Origin of the sequence: Gilliamella sp. B3127 (assembly GCF_026536935.1) — a bacterium.
In the GTDB taxonomy this organism is placed as follows: Bacteria; Pseudomonadota; Gammaproteobacteria; order Enterobacterales; family Orbaceae; genus Gilliamella; species Gilliamella apicola_E.
This window is the reverse complement of record NZ_JAFNNI010000001.1, coordinates 68,375-90,951: the sequence shown is the minus strand read 5'-3', so window position 1 is coordinate 90,951 and position 22,577 is coordinate 68,375. Positions and strand designations below refer to the sequence as shown.

At 33.9% G+C, this 22,577-nt stretch carries 11 protein-coding genes; 3 read left to right on the top strand and 8 right to left on the bottom strand.

Going from position 1 to position 22,577, the window contains the following annotated elements:
- Positions 1-213: 213 nt before the first annotated feature.
- The 4 genes from J3U00_RS00390 to J3U00_RS00375 all read right to left on the bottom strand — a co-directional run bounded on the left by J3U00_RS00390 (position 214) and on the right by J3U00_RS00375 (position 15,307).
- Positions 214-10,029 (bottom strand): SdrD B-like domain-containing protein, encoded by a 9,816-nt coding sequence (locus J3U00_RS00390; protein ID WP_267331179.1) that lies wholly within the window; start codon positions 10,027-10,029, stop codon positions 214-216.
- Positions 10,029-13,571: a hypothetical protein gene (locus J3U00_RS00385; RefSeq protein ID WP_267331178.1), complete on the bottom strand. Its 3,543-nt coding sequence runs from the start codon at positions 13,569-13,571 to the stop codon at positions 10,029-10,031. Before J3U00_RS00385 ends, J3U00_RS00390 begins: the two co-directional genes overlap by 1 nt.
- Before the next feature lie 386 nt (positions 13,572-13,957).
- Positions 13,958-15,028 carry a membrane-bound lytic murein transglycosylase MltC gene (gene mltC / locus J3U00_RS00380; RefSeq protein ID WP_065562304.1) on the bottom strand — a complete coding sequence of 357 codons (1,071 nt, stop codon included), beginning with the start codon at positions 15,026-15,028 and terminating at the stop codon, positions 13,958-13,960.
- 9 nt (positions 15,029-15,037) lie between these two features.
- Positions 15,038-15,307, bottom strand: a complete 270-nt coding sequence (locus J3U00_RS00375) for an oxidative damage protection protein (protein ID WP_267331177.1) — start codon at positions 15,305-15,307, stop codon at positions 15,038-15,040.
- 200 nt (positions 15,308-15,507) lie between these two features.
- Between J3U00_RS00375 and J3U00_RS00370 the strand changes: the two genes are divergently transcribed.
- From J3U00_RS00370 to J3U00_RS00360, 3 genes are all read left to right on the top strand, one after another.
- On the top strand, positions 15,508-16,719 hold the full coding sequence (locus J3U00_RS00370) for an aspartate aminotransferase family protein (protein ID WP_267331176.1): 1,212 nt from the start codon (positions 15,508-15,510) through the stop codon (positions 16,717-16,719).
- Between the two features lie 67 nt (positions 16,720-16,786).
- Positions 16,787-17,398 carry a ribosome biogenesis GTP-binding protein YihA/YsxC gene (gene yihA, locus J3U00_RS00365; RefSeq protein ID WP_416379865.1) on the top strand — a complete coding sequence of 204 codons (612 nt, stop codon included), beginning with the start codon at positions 16,787-16,789 and terminating at the stop codon, positions 17,396-17,398.
- A 12-nt stretch (positions 17,399-17,410) separates the two neighbouring features.
- Positions 17,411-18,397 (top strand): serine/threonine protein kinase, encoded by a 987-nt coding sequence (locus J3U00_RS00360; protein ID WP_267331175.1) that lies wholly within the window; start codon positions 17,411-17,413, stop codon positions 18,395-18,397.
- Between the two features lie 10 nt (positions 18,398-18,407).
- Here J3U00_RS00360 and J3U00_RS00355 read toward each other — a convergent pair whose 3' ends face one another.
- The 4 genes from J3U00_RS00355 to J3U00_RS00340 all read right to left on the bottom strand — a co-directional run bounded on the left by J3U00_RS00355 (position 18,408) and on the right by J3U00_RS00340 (position 22,436).
- The gene (locus tag J3U00_RS00355; protein ID WP_065562309.1) at positions 18,408-18,704 is read right to left on the bottom strand and encodes a GIY-YIG nuclease family protein; all 297 of its coding nucleotides are present in this window, start codon (positions 18,702-18,704) and stop codon (positions 18,408-18,410) included.
- Positions 18,705-18,787: 83 nt separating this feature from the next.
- On the bottom strand, positions 18,788-19,423 hold the full coding sequence (locus J3U00_RS00350) for a histidine phosphatase family protein (protein ID WP_267331174.1): 636 nt from the start codon (positions 19,421-19,423) through the stop codon (positions 18,788-18,790).
- A gap of 468 nt (positions 19,424-19,891) precedes the next feature.
- Positions 19,892-20,926 (bottom strand): zinc-dependent dehydrogenase, encoded by a 1,035-nt coding sequence (locus tag J3U00_RS00345; RefSeq protein ID WP_267331173.1) that lies wholly within the window; start codon positions 20,924-20,926, stop codon positions 19,892-19,894.
- Positions 20,904-22,436, bottom strand: coding sequence for an FGGY-family carbohydrate kinase (locus J3U00_RS00340; protein WP_267331172.1), 1,533 nt, complete (start codon positions 22,434-22,436; stop codon positions 20,904-20,906). Before J3U00_RS00340 ends, J3U00_RS00345 begins: the two co-directional genes overlap by 23 nt.
- Positions 22,437-22,577 lie beyond the last annotated feature (141 nt).

Sequence of the window (22,577 nt, the reverse complement as noted above, 5' to 3'; positions counted from 1 at the left end):
GGTAAAAAAAAACATTTTTTTTAACCACTTGTTTTTTTAGTTACTTTTCAATGTTTTTTTCTGTACTTAAATAGTTAATATTTAGAGATAAACAATTATAAATCAATGTAATTATCAGTTAGAAATAAAAAATTCCGCCCTTTTCCTAATAAATCAGAAAAGGACGGAAATAAGGTGGTTTAAAATTTGGATCTTACGATCCAAATTCATTTGTTATTGACTCTTTTCCTCTGAAACTGTGAAGTCAACTTTACTTGGTAAGCCTGGTGATACTCTCACTACTTTAGGATTACGCCCAATTACTTCATAGCCTTTCGGTAGTGATCTTGTATCTAATTTAAGAACAAAATTCGCACCTCGTTCCCAACGTCCACCAGATACACCAACTATGTGATAACGGCCACTAGCATCAGTTGTAATAATTTCACCACGTACAGTAACTAGTTTTACACCACCTAAGCCTTCTTCACCTTCGTCCTGAACGCCATTACCATTTTTATCAACATACACTTTTCCGAAGATTAGTGCATCATCAAATAATGGATCAGCAGTAACAGTTACTGTTGCCTGAGAAGTATTAGATACAACTTTTCCATTTATTGAATTAACTGCTACAGCTGTATTAGTGTATTCACCTTGAGTGACACCAGCACCAACAACAAGCATATAGGTAAAGGTTAATTCACCTTTTGGTTTTAATTGAATAAGTTGTGAATTTACTGTTCTTCCTCCAGTAGGATCTTCAACTTTTTTACCATTAAGGCGAGTGGAGCCTTTAACAAATTTAAAGCCTGCTGGTAAAACGTCTTTGATCTTAATGATTGAAACGCGTGAACTATTATTCGTTATTTTAATAGAGTAAGGAACAATATCACCAACCGTTACCTTATCTTTTAATGCAATTTTAGCAATAGTTATATCAGCATCTGAACTACGATAACCTAATAAAATTCCATATGCTAAATTACTTGTTCCATCATTTACCATAACTGGTACAGTATGTTCACCACCTACACCATTAAAGTTTATTGTAGCCGGTGGGTTAGAGAGATTAATTAAATCATGCTCTACTAAATTGCCACTAGCATCTCTATACTTATCAAATGATGGTATTAGATCATATAAAGGATTACCTCGACCTACACTAACAGTTCCATCATTATAATCGCCATAAAGAACACGGATAAAGTAACGTGGGCTTGTACTACGAGTAGTATCACTGATTAGATTACGGAAATTAAATTTACCATTGTCATTGCTGGTCGAAACAATTGGACGACCATTTCTATCCATTACATGGTTTTTATTACCATCTAATAAGTAAACTTTAACTCCAGATAAACCTTTATAACTAGATACTCCAGTTAAACCAGCACCTTGATTATCATCTAGAACTTTACCTTCGATAATACCACCATTGATATAACCAAAGTTTTGATCAGATAACTTACCTGTAATATTTATGACGGCAATATTTGCAGTTTGCGGTAATTTTAATTCACCACTTGCATTATGATGCGCATCATCAGGGTCAAAGCTAGCTTTCAGTGTTGATGGTACACCAGCAATTTCAATACTCCATTTGCCCGGAATAAGATTAGCAACATCATAATCTATATCACCAGCAGCTAAATTACGTGTGAAGTTAATTGACGGATTATTCACATTTTTAAAGGTAATTGTTATTGGAGCATTAATAGCTGTATCTATTGAAGGATTATATTCTCCATCATCATTATTATCCAAGAACACTTTACCTTTAATGCCACTAATACCACTCCAAGCAAATGTAACGTTTTTAGCTTGGTCTGTTGCACTAGCAAACTGATAGGTTTCTTCCATCAAGTTATCTGTTTTATTGATTGTTGCTGCAATATTACTATCAGTAAGCATGAAGCTACTAATGTAACTATTACTTCCCATACTAACTTTAACTTTATAATTAATACCAGAAGCTAAATTTTCAAATTGATATTTACCAAGCTCATCAATATTTGTTCCAGTAGTAGTTGCGGCTTTCTTATCAATTAAATTATTGTCTACAAATAACTCAACTTGATAATTTGGAATTAGAGAATCAATACCAATATCTCGAGATGAAATAGCATTACCATCTTGAGTATCAACATCAATTACAACTTGACCGCTAATACTTGCTTGTCCCTTCAATCCAAAATCAACATTTGTGACCAAATTAGAAGATGTTGCTTCAATTTTAATTCTTGTTCCATTTGTTATAGATGTTGAATTTGAACCTTGAGGCTGAATTACATAACTGTAACTATAACCTGCAACGGCTGTTGAGTTTACAGTTACATCCCATTGACCTTCAGCTATATTATTAATTTCATATTGACCATTAGCATCACTAATTGCAGTTAATACTGTATTATGATCATTAACATCTCTTGCCTCAACGGTAACTCCCGCTAAAGTTGTATCGTATGTTTGATGCACACCTTTTCCAGAAATATCTTTATAAATAGTTCCTTTCAAGGTTTTTTGGCTCTTATAGCCATAGTCAATCTGAGCAAGATCTTGAGTAGTAGATGTTAATGCTAATGTATCATGATTAATTGCAAGTCCACCATTTATCATAGCAGGACTGAAACTGATTTGATAGCCAGCTCTAGTCAAGTTACTATCATTAACAGTCAATTCATAATCATTATATGCGGTAAGGTTTTCAAACTTATAACTACCGTCACTTCCTGTAGTTGTTGAAATAGCCGTTGTACCGTTTAAACCATTTGCTTTAAGGGTAACCTCTACACCGCTTAATGGTCTATCAATTGATGCTGCATGATAATTTAAACCGACATTATCATTTACATCCACGTCAACAACAACTTTACCTGATATTTTTGCACTACCTTTCAAACCGAAATTAATATTTTTTCCTACCGTATCATTTGACGCGATTATTATTTTCAATTCGCCTGGGTTAACTTCGCTAATAGTTGCATTACCTACGGCAGCATCAAAATAACTATAATTCCAACCTGAAGGTGAATTTGAAATTTTAATTATCCAAGTACCTGCAGTTAGATTGTTTAGTGAATAACTACCATCTGCAAGAGAAACTGCATTAATAGCTAAATTATTACTTTGATTAACTGCGGTAATTCCAACACCAGCTAACGGAGGATAGTTAGTATTATGCTGACCATTCCCCATAATGTCTTGATAGATATGTCCACTTATACCTAAATTAGATTTATAACCAAAGTCATTCCTATCCGATTGCGCAGCATCGCCTGAAATAGAAATTGTCGCAATATCCGAAGCAGTATTTGCAGATGCTTTACCCGAAGGACTAAAGCTGATGACATAACCATTTAATTTATTAGATGGGTCAGTCACTCTAATTCGGTAGCTGCCATTGGCTAAATTATCAAAAGTAAATTCACCATCACTATTCGATACAGCTTCCTTATAAATAACTGTATCACTATTTAGGTCTACCAATTTTATGGTTAAACCATCGACACCAGTATCGAGTGATGACAATTGCTCATCCGTATCATTATCAAACACGACTTTACCAGTAATCTTAGCTTGGCCTTTCATACCTAAATCAAGCTTGATCTCATTGCCAGTATTTGAATCTACTTCATAAGTGATACTATTATTATTGACAACAGTTGGGGTTACCAATTTTTCAACAAAATAACTATAGGTTAAATCAGTTCGTGTCGGATGAGAAACAGATACTGTCCATTTACCTTCAGTAATATTATTGAAGGTAAATTCACCGTTACTTCCTACAGTTTTAGTATAAGTTACATGCTTATTGTTAATCAATACGCCTTCAACTTTAACTACCGCCCCATCAAGTTTTGGATTAAATGTTTTTTCAGACTCATTCCCACCGATATCTAAATAAACATTCCCTGATAATTTACGAGCAAATTGATACCCAAACGCTCTTGTATTTGGATTTGTTTCAAAACTTGCATCATTTGGTCCATTTACATTAAACGTTGCTGTCGCAGATGCAGGTGATGGATATCCAGGACTAAAGACTAATTTATAATTAGAATCACTCACAGTACTACTTATTTCATAATTATAAGCGCTCAATCCTGTTATTTCGAAAAGACCGTTTGATGCATCAACAGTAAATTCTTTTGTTTTAAATCCAGCTTTATTGGTTGCCGAAGTTAGTGTTATTTTCGGAGTTATAGGAGTAGCTAGCTGACCAAAGCTCATATCGTTAGAACTATATTGTTCATCACTATCACTATCAATAACGACATAACCGGTAATCTTACTATTACCTCGATAACCAATATCAATGTTATCAACAACACTTTGAGTAGTTGTCACTTCAACTTCTAACGATAAATTATTACCTGATTGTATTGGAACAACATTATTTCCAATAGTCGTATAATTTAGAACATATTTATCCCAATCAGTTATTGTTTGTGAAGATGCTGTTGAAATAGCCCATTTTCCTACCGGAACATTATCAAATGCAAAGTTACCATTTGGATCAGTTGTTGCTTCAAATGAAGTTTGTCCACCACTGAAAGTTGAACTTGATACTTTCGTTAGAACCAGTTTAACACCTGCAAAACTAGTGTCTGCACCGGTTCTATCTTTGCTATCATCAACATCAATAACAACTTGACCTGATACTCGTCCAGTATATTTGAAAGCTGTACTGCTATTAAAATCATTATCAGTTAAAGGTTCAAAATTGAATGTATTAGTATTATTCGGTATATCCGTCGCTGGTACTAATACAGTCGAATTAGGCGTACTAACCTTAATTTGATAATTATAATCTTTTGGTAATTTATCAAACAAATATTGCCCATTTTTCGATGCATTACCATTCAATGCAATATTAGCTGTTTTAGTTTTTTTAAGCGTTTTAAAAGTATCTGTATTAGGTGCTTGATAAGATAATTCAACCTCAACATCATTAGTCAGTTTTTGATCAGTTTTAATCTTATCATTATTATTATCTATCCAAACATCACCACCTAGTTGTTGTTTACCTAAAACTACATAGTGATTATCTAATGATCCCTCTTCTTTCAATGCTTTTACAGGAATAACAATATCTTGCGCTCGATTACCTGCTTTACTGAATTTAAAGTCATAGCCCGGAAGAGTGTTCATTTCAATTTTAACTGAGTAATTAACATCATTTCCATATAGAAGATCTGCAAAATGATAGTGCCCATCGGTTGTCAATTGTGTCATTAACAACTGACCTGTACCATTTAAACCATCATAAAGCTCAACTTTTACTTGGTGTGAACTATTGATTAAATGTGCATACTCATTCAAATGACTTGTATCAGTATTAGTATCACTAAAATCAACATAAATATTACCTTGGATACCATCATGGCTTGCTTTGCTATAGAAGAAGGTTTTATCCGTTACCCCTGTATTAGTAATAGCAATACCTGAAATAGTATCAATTGGTTGAATGGTACTCACACTATTTCTAACAATAGCATAATTTGCTGGTGGTTGTTTCACATTTACCTTATAAGTTCCACTCGGCAAATTATAAAAGTGGTATTCGCCATTAGAATCACTATATTGACGTGCTAACTCTTTACCATTTCCATCAACTAAACTTAATAAAACATTCTTTAATGGTTTATAGTTTGCTGGTTCTGGATCATCAATCAATGTTTTACCAGCAATACCACTATTTTTTGCTGTAGGACTATTAATGCCATCTGAAGGATTTGGGTTCGTTCCTCCTGCTAATAAAAAGTATTTACTTCTTTGACTTTCTCTTCCTGTACTAAAATTGATTGGAGATAAAATCGTATTAGTATTATTATCCACATTAGAAATAACACCATAACCAGTTGGAGGTACAATTTCTATAAAATAAGTATCATTGAGTTGATTTTTATCTAAATCAAAACTGTAAACCCCAATTTGATTTGTTTGTATTGTCTTAAATGGTGAACTATTCGTAGAACCTTTATACAAATTAATAGTAACATTTTGTACTGGCATATCACCTGTTTTATCAAAATGAATATCTGCTACACCATTATTATTAATATCAATCAATACATAGCCATAAATAGAAGTGTCACCTTCTTTTTTATAAAGAAAATCTAACGCTCCACTAGTAACAGTTGGATTACTTTGTGTAATTTTGATATTAGAAATTGTGTCAGATAAACTTTTTAATTCATAACGAGTCTTATCTAAACCTTCATCTGTGACTTTAATTGTATAGTCATCATATAAAAGATTTGTAAACTTATAATTACCGTCACGATCGGTCGTTGTAAATGAGTATAAATTACCATCACGATATAATTCTACTCGAACTCCAGTCATTGGTACGTCACCGCTACTAGGCTCAAAAGCGCCATTATTATCGTAGTCGTAATAAAGTTTCCCACCAATTTCTGTTGTTTCTCTTAATCTTAATAACCAATATTGATCTCGAGCACCACTTGGCGATATTCCAACTTTCATATACTCCAAACCCTTTTGTACCTTGTTGGGTAAGAAGTTTCCTTTTATTTCACTGCTATTTCCTACTATTTCAAATGCATTATCTAATCCTTTGAGTTTTAACATCATATTGGAAAGGTATAATTTATTTTTTCTTCTTGAGGTAGATAGATTATAAACAAAGCTACCTTTTTGTTTTACTTCATTATCAGTAAAATCTGGTGTATCAAAGATTGATTCAAAATTTCCATTGTAATACTTATTGTAAAGACGAGGAGTAAACACCCCTTCAACAGTTATTTGGGAAGAATTATATTTTTCTAATTGTTCCTTAGTTAACAATATTGACTGTTCATTCTTAACATTTGAACCAGTAACATCTAAATACAAGTTACCTGTAATACCTTCAGTTAAAGCATCTGGAGCACTAGTTGCTTGCATAAACCACTGTTTATCTGCTTGCATATCATTAGCTAAAGAACCATCAGCTAAAACTTCAAACTCTAATGTACCAGGACTAGTGGCTGGATCTTGATCTGCTATATCAATATAGTCAAAAGTGTTAGTGTCATGAACAATTCGATATTTGCCCTTTGGTAGTGATTTTAAATTGAATGTTCGATAATAATCACCAAGTTTAGACCAATATGCCCATTTATTAGTCTCCTTATCCCAATAATATAATACAAAGAGCCCTTTACCATTTTCACTTGATTGATCACCAGCATATTCAGTGTCACCATTTAAATCATTAACTGGACCACCAGAAATAGTACCTTTACCTTGCATAAGAAAGTTTTTAGTAATAGGTGCATCAAGTTTTGTAAAGCTAACTCTATAAAAAGGATATAAATTCTCACGAGGATTAGTAACTGTTTTTATTCCATCATATTTTACCTTAATCATGTAATTTTTATTAGCAGTTACACCATTAAGTTGACTATCAAATAAATACTCGCCTTTATCATCTGTAATTTTCTTATCAAGGAAATTCCTACCGTTTTCTGTACAATCGCTTTCATCACCATCTTGGCAAAGTAAAACAGTTGCATATTTCAATGGCAAATCATTAGAATTATAAAGTTGTCCAGTCTGTATTATACTGTCGCCTAGCCATGTATCAAGATATACGGTTCCTCGTATTACATATTCATTGACTTTCAATTTATACCAAAAATTAGTATTAGTATTATATGTATTACCTCCATTAACTGATATTTCAATTTGTGAGATTGTTCTTTGGTTATTACTTGGATCTATTAAAAAACCGTTATTTTTATCGTTATTTTCAAATACTAAATCACCGTCTTTTATATTACTAGCTAAACCATATATTTGTTTGGCAGTAATTCGATAATCACCGTTTGGTATATTTGTAAATTCATATTTACCATTTTCATCAGTAGAAAAGACAGTAAATTCAGTCCATCTACCTTGAACTTTCCTTTCTAAAACAACTCGATTATATTTAATAGGAGTATCATAACCAGGTACATAACTACCTAAAGCATCATGGTGACTATTATTTAAATAAATATAACCTGATATAGTATTTCTTTGTTTAGGTGTGAAATATAATGCATCTTCCCAATTTTTACCAGGAATTACAGTTATTTCATAATTCTGGTTTCTTGATCTAGGTGTATCTAAAAGAGTATCATCATAATCCACGACTGAATAATAAAATAAACCAGCGCGATCAACGAAATAATTTTGAGAACCTCTTAAACCATAAAATCCTGGTGTTTGATATGAAACTTCAAGTTTATTATTTTTAGAATCAGTTGCTTGTGTAACCCCATCTTCTTCATAAAACACTATTTTGGTATAGGTACCTGCCGACTGAGCCTCTAATCCATTGTAAGTTGTACTCCAGCTCCAATGTCCACCAGCTGTTTCTAGATAATTAACAACAAATAAATCACCTAGCTTATCTAGTATTGATGAATACCAGAAATTTTGATTTGCTATTTTATCACCTAAATTAGGTAAAATAATTTCTTTTCCAGCAATATTGTCTTTTGTGTTATTGCTTAATGTCACTTTACCTTTATGACTACTTCTTGATTTTGGTGAAGTACTTGTTGATTTACCATCCGTATCATTGATGAAAAAGAATTTACTTTTATCAATACCTTTTTCAGTCAATACAACTTTGTAATCTTTACCTTTAGTAAGACCTCTAAATTGGTAAAACCCTGAAGAACCATCTGTGTTTACAGTAGAAATTTTCTTCCATGCAGAACCATCATGTTGATGAAGTTCAACTACAGTTGCAATACCAACATCTCCGGCCGAAGCATCATAAAGGTTATTGCCCGTTTTACCAGAATCAGGACCTGCTTGAATATATTTTTGAATTTTAAAAACATTACCAGATATACTTGATAAAGTTTTATCTTTTGGATCGATTTGAAAAACGAAATCAGGACCAGTAGGAATACCTATTGCATCGGGTATTTTTGCTTTCTTTTTTAAATCACTTTGTAAGTATTTATATGGAGGAGCTGGTACGCCCGATACTACAATATCATAAGTCGCTACAGGTAAGTCGATGAAACCATAGAAACCATCAACCCCAGTTGTAACAGTTGTTGTTCCCATTACAGGAATATTGGTATTTTCATAATAAATATTTACTTTGATACCTTCTATACCTATATCTGTATTGACCGTATACAGTCCATCATTATCTATATCGGTTACAACAACACCATCTAGTTTATTTTGATTTCGTTGTTTAAGATTAAAAGAGCCTTTTTGTACCGCCCCTTTCATTAAGAATTTAACTTTGTCTTCATAAACATTATTACCATTAGGTAAGGTTACATCCCACAATTTATACTTTAAATTTTTTAGGAAGACATCAACTTCGTTATCGAAGTAAACAGTATATTCATCATTCAATAATGTATTTTTTATCTCTATCTCACCATTAGTATCAGTATTTAACACTATGACATTTTTGGTTGATGAATTAAGTAATTTAACAGGGATATTACCAACCCCCTGATTATTATCATTTTTAACTTTAAGATAAATTGATCCTCCATTACCTTTTAAAAATAGGTTTTGACCTAATTCCCCCGTCATACCATTTATCGAAACTGACTTCGCTACACTTTCATTATTACTAGTTTTTACTTCAATCTTATAAGAACCTAATGAAGAGACATCAAATTGAAAGGTCCCACTATCATCAGTTTGTACGCTAGCAATTTTTGCACCTGTATAGTCTTTTAATTCAACAGGTAAGTTCTTTAATGGGAAGTTAACATTATTAGATTTTCCATCATAGTCTAAAAATACTTTACCTGATATCGGTATTGCATTTGCTGCAGATAATGCCATAAACGAAATAAAAAATGAGAACAACACCAAATTAAAGTGTTTTATTATCGCTTTATAATTAAAAATTTTTACTAATGATCTTTCTTTAGATTTTGCGTTATGCTCAGTTCGCATTATCTTATCTCCTGATATGCGTAAATTCTTTTTAACGTTTTCAACTTTTTGATCTGATTTAACTTGCATATGTAAATGCGGTTGACCATTTTTAACTTTTTGCCAACTTTTCATTAGAAACTCCCCACGACATTTACAAACCAACCATGTGAACGATAGTTCAGGTGCGTTAAGTTATCGTTATAATCAGTGAAGTTGTAACCTACACCCATCTTGATATTGTCACCAACATTGCGATAAACACTTGTGACTAAACCATCTTTATGGTCATCAGCTAAACTTGTGCGTAAGGTTCTTCCTTCTACTTGATATTCCCAATCGCCAAGCTTGTAATTGACTCTTAAGGCATATAAGTCTGCGCCTGATGAGTACCAATTACTTTCGCTTTTGTAACGTAAATGCCCTTGACGGTGTGCCGCTTTAAACGCCGTTTCCCAATTTGCATTCCATTCGTAAACCCCTTCTAACGACCACACCCAGCTCTTCTGATCATATAAGCTTGATGTGTAACTTTTACTGCCTGATGAGGTAGAGTTTGCGATTAGTTGATCGTCAGGATCTAATCCATATACATAGGTTAGTTTTCCAAACAGATTTAGGTTATTAATGGCTTGGGGTCGATAAGCAAAACCAACCATAGATTCAGTATAATTGCTCACAACTTTATCATCGCGTTCACCTAATGTTTTATCAAAATCAAACTGAGTAAGCCAACTTAAGTTCTCACTTACGATAGTTTTAGCTCGGTTTGTCGTTACCCATTGTTTGATACGCTCACTCGCTTCATCTATACGATATTCAAGGCGGTTACGCATTTGAAATTTGTCATTTTTAAAGCCATAACCTACTGCATATACATCTCGGCGAGTTTCATCATTTCCCGTCAGACTGGTACTATTTCGATTACGGTTATTTACTCGACCTATAGAGTAAGACCCTTCGACATATTGCGCTTCAGTTGGCTTATAATTGACACCATAGATATCTGAAGTAGTGTGATCGATTTTGCTGGTTTTAAATTGACGCTCAGAATATAACTCCATTTTACTTGTCGCATTGGTTTTTCCACCAAAAACAGTAGTTATTCCACGACCAGAAGTTGAATCGACATCATTTAATAATTTAGTGTATAAACTGGTTCGTTCATTAACATCCCAGCTACCTTGTACACCACCTCCTGCACCTCGGTTAGAACCAAAAACTTCAGCACCGATATTGATGTTTTCTGTCACTTGAGAGTTATAACCTAACGTTGTGCGGTTATCATCGGCAACATCGCCTGATTTATTTAAGGTTAATTGTTGGATGATATAACCTTTATCTCGACCATCAAAAAATGAACGTTCTAATTTTGCTGCCACTAATGTTTCTTTAGTTGAATCACTACCATAATTATGATCATTTCGTTGTTGGAGCTCTAAAGCGGTTTTATATAATTCACCTAAGGCAGTGTAATATTGTGCACGAGTAATTCGTTCAACGTAATTTGCTTTATCTTTTTCTTGGCTATGACCAACCAATACACCTTGTTTATCTGGTTCAAAGTCATAACGCAATTCACCGCCCCACTCTTCTAAATCACTACTACGAGCTTTAGCAAAAGATGAAAAACCTTCTTGTTGCATCGAGTAATAGCCTTTGAAGCTTAGTGGAACATCTTTTTCGGTAAAATCATTAAAATCGATTTTTTGTTCTATTTTCCAAGCGGCTCCACGAGTATCACCTGATAGCACAGTTTCAGTAAATGATAGACCACCATTGCTCGATACAAATATATCATTCATTTTCGCTTTGGTTTTGGCGTATTCTAATTGAGTATGTGTTCCTTGCGTTGGCCTTACAATTAAATCCACACCTTTCAATTCATAATTATCACCACTAGCCTGATCTTCACTTAGGTAAGTCCCCCCAATACGTAGATAATCGTTTAACCAGTGATAAGCTCTTCCACCAAATACTTTCTGACCTTCAAGATCAAATCCATCCGAATAATATTCATATTCAGCAATAATCCAAACTGGGTCACCACCAACTAAATTTCCACCTTCGATAATAGAACTACCCGAGCCACCACTGGAGGTCATCGGTAATGGTTTAGTTAGCATTATACGACCTTGGAATTGGTTAACTTCATAATCCACACCTTCGGTTAAGGAACTGGTATTTAATACTCGTCCAGTGTTACGATCGCGTACTTCGACCGAAAGTTTTAAACTACCTTGAGTTACACGTTGATGTTTCAAAAAGTATAAGCTACCACCAGTTGAGGCTAATTCATTGTGACTACCTCGTGTTTCACCATTTGATAAAAATATGGTGGCTAATGTACGAGTATCACCATATTTTGTTGTCTGCTCGCTTTCATGGTAAAGCTTAGCACCGTATAGACTTCGGTTAAAATTTGCAAATTCATTGCCAGTAATTTGGGTATTATAATTACCCCATAACCCGTAATTTTTGCCTTTTTCTAACTTAACATAGAATTTACCTTCGGTATCAACATCACTTTCAGTGGTTGAGTCATCACCATAAATTGGATAATAAGCTTGAGGATCGATTTCTCGAACAAAACGCGTTGGGTCTTTTTCGCCTAAATGACCAAATGCATTTTTTAATTTGGTTTCGGTGGTATCTAAATGAGCTGTTAAGCGATAATCTTCTTTATTGGCTTTTAAATAAAATGCAACTCGACCATCCCAACTCCCTTTACCACTATAATGATGGCTATCAGCATCTTCTACTATTGATTGGCCTTCACCGCTAACATTATTTTGTGCATATGTGACATCAACAATACCAACATAAAAAATATCATTTTCTTTTTGAACAACTAATTTTTCGTTTTGTGAATGAGTTTGACCAAATTCATCTTTCCAAGTTAAATCGAACTGATACTCTCCTGGCGATAAGATCATCTCTCGCATGGCGCGTCCACTATTGTCCACCACCAATAGTTCACCATTTAACATCACATCTTTTTTATCTTTTAGTCCCGCCATTTGAATGACAACTTTACGATCTTGCGCACCACTGACAATGCCTTGATGATCGATCCGACTTTCTCCAAAACCAGGAATAGTACTATCTGATTTTAATTTACCAAAGGTCAAGTTAGTGGCGGGTGAGGAAGAAACATTAGATTTGCTATATGAAATAAATTCACTCTCTTGTTTTATACCATGGCCTAATGTACTAAAGTTAACGGCATGAACGTTATCTTTTAAGCCATCATGACTAGTCGTGGTTAAAATCGCTTTATAGTCACTATCAATTGACAATGGTTCTCCATTGTCGGTATCACCTTGCCACAATAGCGCTTCATATGGGCTAATTTCATTAAACTTCAATGTTTTTATTGGATGCTGGTTATCGACATCAGATTGGCGATAAATAGTGATTTGATATTCTGCTATTTTGCTCGGATAGTTGGTATAAACATAAAGCCCCATTGGGGTATTGAATAAACCTTGGGATGTTAATTTAAGTTTCGGATTATAGATACTTAAATTTAGTTTTTCCACAGAATTAAATTCATCGCGAATAATATTTAATTTTGGTACGGTCTCTGTACTCGCATAAACACTATTTGAACCAAGTAAAAATGCAGCACTTATACTCAGATAAGAAATGTTACGGAAACGATTAAATTTGACCATGAACTATTATTTCCTTTCACTTAAATACATATTGTTGTTATAAAAATAGGGCTGAAGAAATTTTAAAATTAAAGAAATGAAAATCTTTCTATATGTTCATTTACAAACATATAAATATCAGGAATTTTTTTATAAAAATTTTAATATATTCTAGATTTGACCTTGATAGTCAGCAACTTCATATTTGATAAGAGTTGTAAGTCAAAAAAAAATAATAAAACATATTGTTAAGCGTTATTTTTAACTCTTTTGGTAAGTATTGTTTAAGAAATGAAAGAGAAAGGTTAAAATATTAAATTTTTCATAAATAATTTAATATTTGTAAAAAAACCATCACATTATTACTTGTTTAAAATAATGTGATGGTTTTTAAAAAATAGATACTTTTATTTATTATCTAGAATTCTACTAACTTTGATAAGATAATTTCGTGACTCTTGTGAAACATGTGAAGTTACTAATTTTCGATAAACTTGTTGAGGGGTCATAGAATTAATTATATTTATTGCCTCATTTCGGTCATCAGAAAAAGTACGTAGTACACTTCCTGCTCCACCATTATAAGATGTGATCATCGCATATCGTAGTGATATTGGATTATTTATGCCTGCTAAATACTTAGTTTTTAGTAAGGATAAATAGGCAGTTCCCATATCAACATTATTACGAGGGTCAAGTAAAAACTGACGACTCGGTTCACCTGGTTTTCCACGCAACTTGAAGATGTCTCGACCAGCAGTATGTTGTTGTACTTGCATTAATCCTAATGCATCTGTACGACTTACCGCAAATGGGTTAAATGCTGATTCAACTTCCATAATAGCTAAAATCAATCGTTCATCAATAAAGTAACGATTTGAGGCTTCAGTCACTAAAGGTAAGAATTTTCTTGCACGTTGATTAATGTGGTTTGGAACAAGTTTGATTTCAACATAAGTGATTTTATGAGCTCCAGAAGAGCGTACTTTTAAATTATTGGCAAGCAAATAATCGGCAAAGCTATTTGCCCTACCACTCCAACGAATTGGTTGTCTTTCTTGATCAAGAACCTGGTTATATAAAAAAGGTTCTTGTGATAAATCCTGACTTATTTTATCTCGCCTGATAATATCAACAGGTTCTGGCATAAGTAATGTTGATACAATTGCGTCCTTCAAATTATTGATTGGTGTATCAGATAAAGTTTCAATGGTAATTATCCCAGAAACAAAATTGATATGAACTCGAGTTTGTAGATTATCTTCATATTGAACATAATCTTTAGGACCAGCAATAAGAACCTCTTTAGGTCCCCAGATTTGTTCTATATTATTAGCGTACTGACTTATTAAAATATTAAATGCATTAGTATCTTTTATATAATAGTCTTCATCAGTTTTTTTGTTATTTGAGCCTGGACAGGCTGTTAATAAACTTACTGAAATGAGTAATGTTAGAATTTTAAAATTGTTTTTCATTGTAATCTCTCAATTTTCAGGTTTATATCCATCAATAACCACATCTTCACCTTCAAACAAAAACTTTATCATTTCGGTTTCAATTTTTTTACGATGTTCTAAATTCATCATATTAAGCTTATTTTCATTAATTAACATTGTTTGCTTCTTAAGCCATTCATGCCATGCTATTTTAGAAATTTCATTATAAATACGCTTGCCTAGCTCTCCTGGGTAAAGCTGAAAATCTAGACCTTCGGATTCTTTTTTTAAATAATGGCAATAAATAATACGACTCATATTTATTCCTATTTTTTTAACGATTATTAATTAATCGCTAATTATACCCGAAAATAATTGCAGAAAAGAATAAAATATACAAAATATCCAACTTTTTTAAATGAATATAAATTCAATATTTATGAATAAATATTTACTTTACTATCTTTATAAATAACATAAAATAGAATAAGACTGTTAGATAAGATAAGGATCGTATAATGCAGCCAGAGATAACACGAGAACTGTTTGATAAAGTAATCCTACCCGTTTACTCACCAGCTAAATTTATACCTATTAAAGGGAAAGGTAGTAGAGTATGGGATCAACATGGTGAAGAGTATATCGATTTTGCAGGAGGGATTGCGGTTAACGCGCTTGGTCATTGCCATCCTAGGCTAATTAATGCCTTACACCAACAAAGTGAACAATTATGGCATGTAAGTAATGTTTTTACCAATGAACCGGCTTTACGCCTTGCCCAAAAAATTATTAATAATACCTTTGCTCAGCGCGTTTTCTTTGCTAACTCAGGTGCCGAAGCAAATGAAGCCGCCTTCAAATTAGCAAGATATTATGCGGCTCAAAAATATAGTCCTTATAAAACTAAAATTATTTCGTTCTATCAATCTTTTCACGGTCGTACCTTTTTTACTGTATCAGTGGGTGGACAAGCTAAATATTCCGATGGTTTTGGTCCCAAACCTGCTGATATTATTCATGTCCCTTTTAATGATTTAAATGCCGTTAAGGCAGTAATGGATGATCATACGTGTGCAGTGGTGTTAGAACCGGTACAAGGAGAAGGTGGATTAAACGCAGCAACACCAGAATTTTTGAAAGGTCTGAGAGCACTTTGCGATCAATATAACTCTTTGTTGATCTTTGATGAAGTTCAATGTGGAATGGGAAGAACGGGCACTTTATACACTTATCAACAATATGACGTAGTTCCAGATATTTTAACTTCTGCAAAAGCACTTGGCGGAGGATTCCCTATCAGTGCAATGTTAACAACCGATGACATAGCATCGGTAATGCACCCAGGTGTTCACGGCACGACTTATGGTGGTAACCTTCTTGCTTGTGCTGTTGGTTGTGAGGCATTTGATATTATCAACACACCTGATGTACTTCAAGGCGTTCAAAAACGCCGAGCAATCTTTATTGAACAACTTGAAAATATAAATGATAAATTCAAAGTATTTCGAGAATACCGTGGTAAAGGACTACTTTTAGGTGCTGAATTACAACCAGTGTTTCATAATAAAGCACGTGACTTCTTGAATGTTGCCTCCGAATTTAAAGTAATGATCCTTAATGCAGGACCAAATGTGCTTCGTTTTACCCCTTCACTAATTATATCTGAAGACGAAATAAACGAAGGAATGAACCGACTTAGCAAAGCAGTCGAAAAAGTTGTCAATTCCTAAGTTTTTCTATACAGTAACGGCATTTTAAGTGATTAAGTGCCGTTAATGCACTTAAAGGACATTTTTTATGACCGACATTCGACCATTAAACTATGCTAGAACACATTTTATTTTAAGTGCACCCGATATTTCACATTTACCAATTGATAGTGGCGTTGAAGTTGCCTTTGCCGGCAGATCTAATGCGGGTAAATCAAGTGCACTTAACACATTAACCAATCAAAAATCTTTAGCAAGAACCAGTAAAACACCGGGACGAACGCAACTTATTAACCTATTTGAAGTGGAAGAAAATTGTCGTTTAGTCGATTTACCGGGCTATGGTTATGCACAAGTACCGGAAGCGATTAAACGCAAATGGCAAAAATCGTTAGGCGAATATCTGCAAAAACGAGAAAGCTTAAAAGGCTTAATTGTATTAATGGATGTTCGGCATCCGCTTAAAGATCTCGACCAACAAATGATTGAGTGGGCTGTTTCAGTTGATATTCCAGTTATGCTACTGTTAACTAAAGCCGATAAACTCGCTTCAGGCGCATTAAAAAAACAGGTTAACATGGTTAAAGAAGCTATCTTACCTTTTCAAGGTGATATTACTGTTGCACCGTTTTCATCGCCAAAACGTATCGGCTTAGAGCCTTTGAAACAGAAATTAGACCAATGGTTCAGCCAGCAATAAAGGAACGTTAAAATGGATAGTTCAGCCTTTTCATTTCAATCATTATCACCCGACGTTATTTTTGCTAGTTTGGCAACCGTTGGTATTCGAGTTGATTCGGGGCTGACTGCTTTAAATAGTTATGAAAATCGTGTCTATCAATTTTCTGATGAGGATCGCACACGATATGTCGCTAAATACTATCGCCCCTATCGTTGGAATCAGGCACAAATTCTTGAAGAGCATCAATTTACTAAGCAAATATCAGAAGCTAATATTCCTGTCGCTGCGCCATTAACCTTTAATGGTCAAACTTTACATGAATATGAAGGCTACCTATTTGCTCTGTTCCCAAGTGTAGGAGGACGGCAATATGAAAGTGATAATATCGAACAAATGGAATCGGTTGCCACCTTACTGGGACGTATTCATCAAATTGGTGCAAAACAACCTTTTATTTATCGCCCTACAATTGGACTGGAAGAATACCTTTATCAGCCTAAAGAAGTTTTGTTAACCTCTAATTTGATCCCTAAGAAAATCCATGACGAGCTCAAGACCAGTTTAACCCACTTAATACAGATTGTTGAGCAGCATTGGCATACCGATTGGCAACCAATTCGCCTTCATGCTGATTGCCATGCGGGTAATATATTATGGCGTGATAGTGCCATGTTTGTCGATTTTGATGATGCACGTAATGGACCAGCGATTCAAGATATTTGGATGTTACTCAATGGCGATCGAAAAGCGCAACAATTGCAACTTGATAGCATTCTTGAATGCTATCAAGAGTTTTATAATTTTGATATGAACCAACTGAGTTTAATTGAACCACTTAGAGCAATGAGAATGGTGCACTACCTGGCTTGGATAGTTCAGCGTTGGCAAGACCGAGCTTTTCCAATCGCATTTCCTTGGATAATCGATGCTGATTTTTGGTATCAGCAATTAGCTGAATTTAATCGTCAAAGTCAAGCCATTAAAGCGCCACCGCTACAATTGATGTCAATGTTTTAAATTGAGCAAATCATCGATTGATCAAAGTTAATAAATTCACTAAGTCGGGGGCGTTTGCCACCAGTTGCTCTTTTTTCTGTTTAGAAAGCTGTTTTATACGATACTCAAGTTTCAATGCGGTTGATCTGTCACCTACACTGATTTGATAAACAACGGTTAAATTATGATGCCCTTTAAGGTGTTTAGCTCCTTTACCATTTTGATGCTGGCGTAAACGCCTGGCGACATCAGTTGTGATACCGGTATATAAAGAGTGTTTAGCCGTTCTGATAATATACAAAATCCAAATAGCAGAATGATTACCCATAACCAAATTTAAAACGCAGATGTAATTTAGATGGATATAATACGCTGTTTAACCAATTTAATCAGTAAAGTCCCGTTCTATTATTAGAGATGATCGGTTTGATTAATCGATGTCAACGTAAAATAACCACACGAGTCAATATCATCTTGTTTATAATTAATAATGCTAATGCTGGTATTTGCTAAAATTTCTGTATTTTGTAAATGTTCTTGCCAATTTCCACCCGTAAGAACATAAATCAGTTGTCTTAACAATGAACCATGCGAAACAATTAAAATATTTCCATGATGATTTTCAGTTATGATATCGTCAATTGCCTGTATGGAACGCATAAATACACGTCTAAAATCTTCTCCTTGATTGTCAGCTATTGAATATTTTTGGGCATCAGTTTGTAAATAGATAAAGTTTGGGTCAGCATAATAATCGGGCACAAATTTACCCTCCCATTGACCAAAATCAATCTCTTTTAATCCTTCATGCAAATTTAAGGAAATATCTCGGTTATTAATAATAAGCTTTGCAGTATCAACAGCCCTCTTTTGTGGGCTTACATAAGCGTTAACAAAATTCACCTTGTCTACTGCTTTAGCAGTTAATTTTGCTTGATTAATACCATTTAAAGTGAGTTGAGAATCTGATGATCCTTGAAATAACTGTAATTGATTCCATTTTGTTTCACCATGGCGGACAAAATAAAGATTGATGTTTTTAAACATAAAGTTGTTACCTTTCAATTTTTTGAAGTAGAGAAATATTTTTTAAGGCTGATTGATTTGATGACATAAATAAATAGTGAAAAATAGATCAAAAAATAAATTATATTGTTACCTGTACCGATTTGCTGTGAAGATAAATAGATAATCTCTACCGTTGTGGTAATTAAACAAAGAAAAAAGTAAAAAGTGAGATAAATTGGCGTGTTCTGATTTTTTTTGATAATCAAATAAATCAACAGCGCAATACAGCACAGTATGACCAAGTAAAGCAGTGTTGAAAAAACATCTAATTGAGAATGAGCAAAATTCGAATATAAACCATAACTGATAGAATAAAAGTTAATCAACAACACAACTAAAATAAGAATAATCGATACTTTTTTCATCTGTTCTACCTTATTAATACTAAATTTTGCTCATCTCATCATTGCCAATGATTGTGCTGTTTTAAACAAAGTAATTGGCTTGTTATAGTTCAGTTTTTATGACAACTTTTAATACTGATTGTTTAGGATCAGTCGATAAGTCAATCGCTTCGCTTAATTTATCTAAAGGAAAAACGTGGGTTATCATTTCTTGAGTATTGAGCTTTTTCTTCTCAAGTAGATCTAACGCTTCCGGAAACTCATAAGGTGTCACCGAATAAGTGCCGATAATACTAATTTCATCCTTAAAGAAACGGCTGGCATCAATATTCACCATTTTATTTTTATCAAACCCGGAAAAGACAATGATTTTCCCCGCCCTTTTTACCAGATTAATTGCATCAGACACTAATGATGAAACCCCTGCAGCAATAACAATGACATCCACGCCTTGCCCATGGGTGATTTTATTCACTTCTTCAAAAATATTTTTCTCTGCAATATTAATTGCATAATCACATCCTACTTTTAGTGCTGTTTGTAATTTAAATTCAGACATATCACTAATAATGACTTTATTTGCGCCTTTAATTTTGGCTAACTGCGCATGTAAGATGCCGATTGTTCCGGCGCCCATAATAAGTACACTATCATTAGGTCTAATATCTGCTTGCTTAAGACCATGCAAACAACAAGCAATAGGTTCAATTAAGGTAGCTTCTTCATCTGTAACACTATCGGAAACCTTATGGGTCAAATGCTTTAAATGTAATTCGGGAATACGAATAAATTGGGCAAAACCACCGGGATAGATATTATTTGTTCTAAATTGCTCACAAATTGTGTAATGTCCTTTATTACAATAGTGGCAAGTAAAACAAGGAACATGTATTGCGGTGATAACTCTATCGCCCAGCTCAAAACGATCAACGTTTTGGCCTTTTTTAACAATCTCACCGACTACTTCATGTCCTAGCACGGTAGGCTTATTAACACTATCGCCCCTAATTTTTTGAATATCGGTACCACACAAACCACAGGCGAGCATTTTTATCAATACTTCATTATCAGAAATATCAGGAATCGGAAGATCCTCTGTTCTTAAATCGTTTTGTTTATAACATACTGACGCTTTCATCTTTATTGTCCTTTTTACTTTGAAATTCTAAACGGTTTTTAAAATCAAAAAATGGCTGGTAATAGTGTTTAAAAACGGAATTGTAATAGTGATTTATTTGCAAATTGGGGATATACCGAACCATATAGTTATCACTCTGCTTATCTGAATTTTTATCAATATAGTGATTTTGATATCCGGCTAACATGACTGCACCTTTGCAAACCGCTTCTTTGATATTACACGATATGATTTCTCGACCAAGAATGTCGGCTTTTAACTGCAACCACAGTGGATTTTTTGCCGCCGCACCGATTACCTTTATTATGGGATGATAGCTTGCGGTTAATTGCTCAATAGTGGTCAAGGTATTTTTTAATTCAAAACACAACCCTTGAAAAACAGCCAATAATATATTTGATAAAGTGCTGTTTTCATCAAACCCATACCAAAGCCCTTTGGCATCGATATTACGCTTAGGTGGTCCACTTCCCCGCAAATGTGGAATAAAGATTGATAGGTTTGCTTTGAGGTAAGGTAAATCGGTCAGTTTGCCAAGCAATGAATCGATTAATTGATTAAATTCATCATCACTCACCGAAAAAGATCGTTTAAACCACTCAATGCTATATCCCGCTGACGGAAGCGAAGCATAAAGCGTATATAAATCATCAATAACATATTGCCCATTTGATAGATGACTATCTAAAAAACCGTTGTCAAAATTGACTTGATTACGTAATAACAGTAATCCTTCAGTGGTGCCGGTTGAGTTTAGAATTTCACCCAGTTTAAGTTCGGCTGCGATCGAACCACACATATGGTCATGGCCACCAATTGAAACCATGATTGACTGACTACAATTGAGTTTTTGGGCCAACGCTGGTTTAAGTTTCGCAATATTTTTGCCGGATTGAACAAGATCGCAAAATAGATGATTGTGCGCAAAAGCTGACGCAATTTTTTGTGACCAACAATGATTTTTCAGATCATAAACTAGCGTTCTTGACGCAAGTGAAGGCTCTGCTCTTTTTACATCAGTCAATTTATAAGCAATATATTCGGCAATACATAACCATTTAACTTTATCGATATCCAAATCAATGTTTTTTCGAATCCATAAGATTTTAGTTAAACTATAGTTACTATGCACAGGAATACCGGTAATTGCATAAAGCTCATCATCGGTGAATTTTTGATTAATTTCTGCTACATTTTTCTTAGTTCTGGTGTCATACCAAGTGATTGCCGGACCTACCACCTCACCTTTTTCATTAATCAGTACACCTGATTCACCTACGCTTGCAATAACGATATTTTTGACATTTTGCGCTTGAGAAGATGAACCAATAAGCGTAATGATAGCCTTTTCAAGCTGGTTATATAACGATGTAATATCAAAGTCCGATCCATATTCTGAAATCACTTTAGGGGTTTGAAAAGCAACGCTATCAACCAGTTTTAGTGAAGGCAATTCAAAAACACATAATTTACAATTTGTTGTCCCGATATCGATCCCAATCGAGTACATATTAACCTCCTTACTTACCCTTTCGCTTAATAGTTTTCAAGCAAATTGAGTGCATACCACCATAAAATAACAAATTAATCATATAGTTAAATTTATTTATCTTGAAAAAAGTGTAGCTTTCTCCATTCCGATAAGTTGCCT

Coding starts and splice junctions, on each gene's coding strand:
- J3U00_RS00360 (WP_267331175.1), top strand. CDS start 17,411: ATGGATAGTTCAGCCTTTTCATTTCAATCATTATCACCCGACGTTATT.
- J3U00_RS00390 (WP_267331179.1), bottom strand. CDS start 10,029: ATGAAAAGTTGGCAAAAAGTTAAAAATGGTCAACCGCATTTACATATG.
- J3U00_RS00375 (WP_267331177.1), bottom strand. CDS start 15,307: ATGAGTCGTATTATTTATTGCCATTATTTAAAAAAAGAATCCGAAGGT.
- mltC (WP_065562304.1), bottom strand. CDS start 15,028: ATGAAAAACAATTTTAAAATTCTAACATTACTCATTTCAGTAAGTTTA.
- J3U00_RS00350 (WP_267331174.1), bottom strand. CDS start 19,423: ATGTTTAAAAACATCAATCTTTATTTTGTCCGCCATGGTGAAACAAAA.
- J3U00_RS00355 (WP_065562309.1), bottom strand. CDS start 18,704: ATGGGTAATCATTCTGCTATTTGGATTTTGTATATTATCAGAACGGCT.
- J3U00_RS00385 (WP_267331178.1), bottom strand. CDS start 13,571: ATGGTCAAATTTAATCGTTTCCGTAACATTTCTTATCTGAGTATAAGT.
- J3U00_RS00370 (WP_267331176.1), top strand. CDS start 15,508: ATGCAGCCAGAGATAACACGAGAACTGTTTGATAAAGTAATCCTACCC.
- J3U00_RS00345 (WP_267331173.1), bottom strand. CDS start 20,926: ATGAAAGCGTCAGTATGTTATAAACAAAACGATTTAAGAACAGAGGAT.
- yihA (WP_416379865.1), top strand. CDS start 16,787: ATGACCGACATTCGACCATTAAACTATGCTAGAACACATTTTATTTTA.
- J3U00_RS00340 (WP_267331172.1), bottom strand. CDS start 22,436: ATGTACTCGATTGGGATCGATATCGGGACAACAAATTGTAAATTATGT.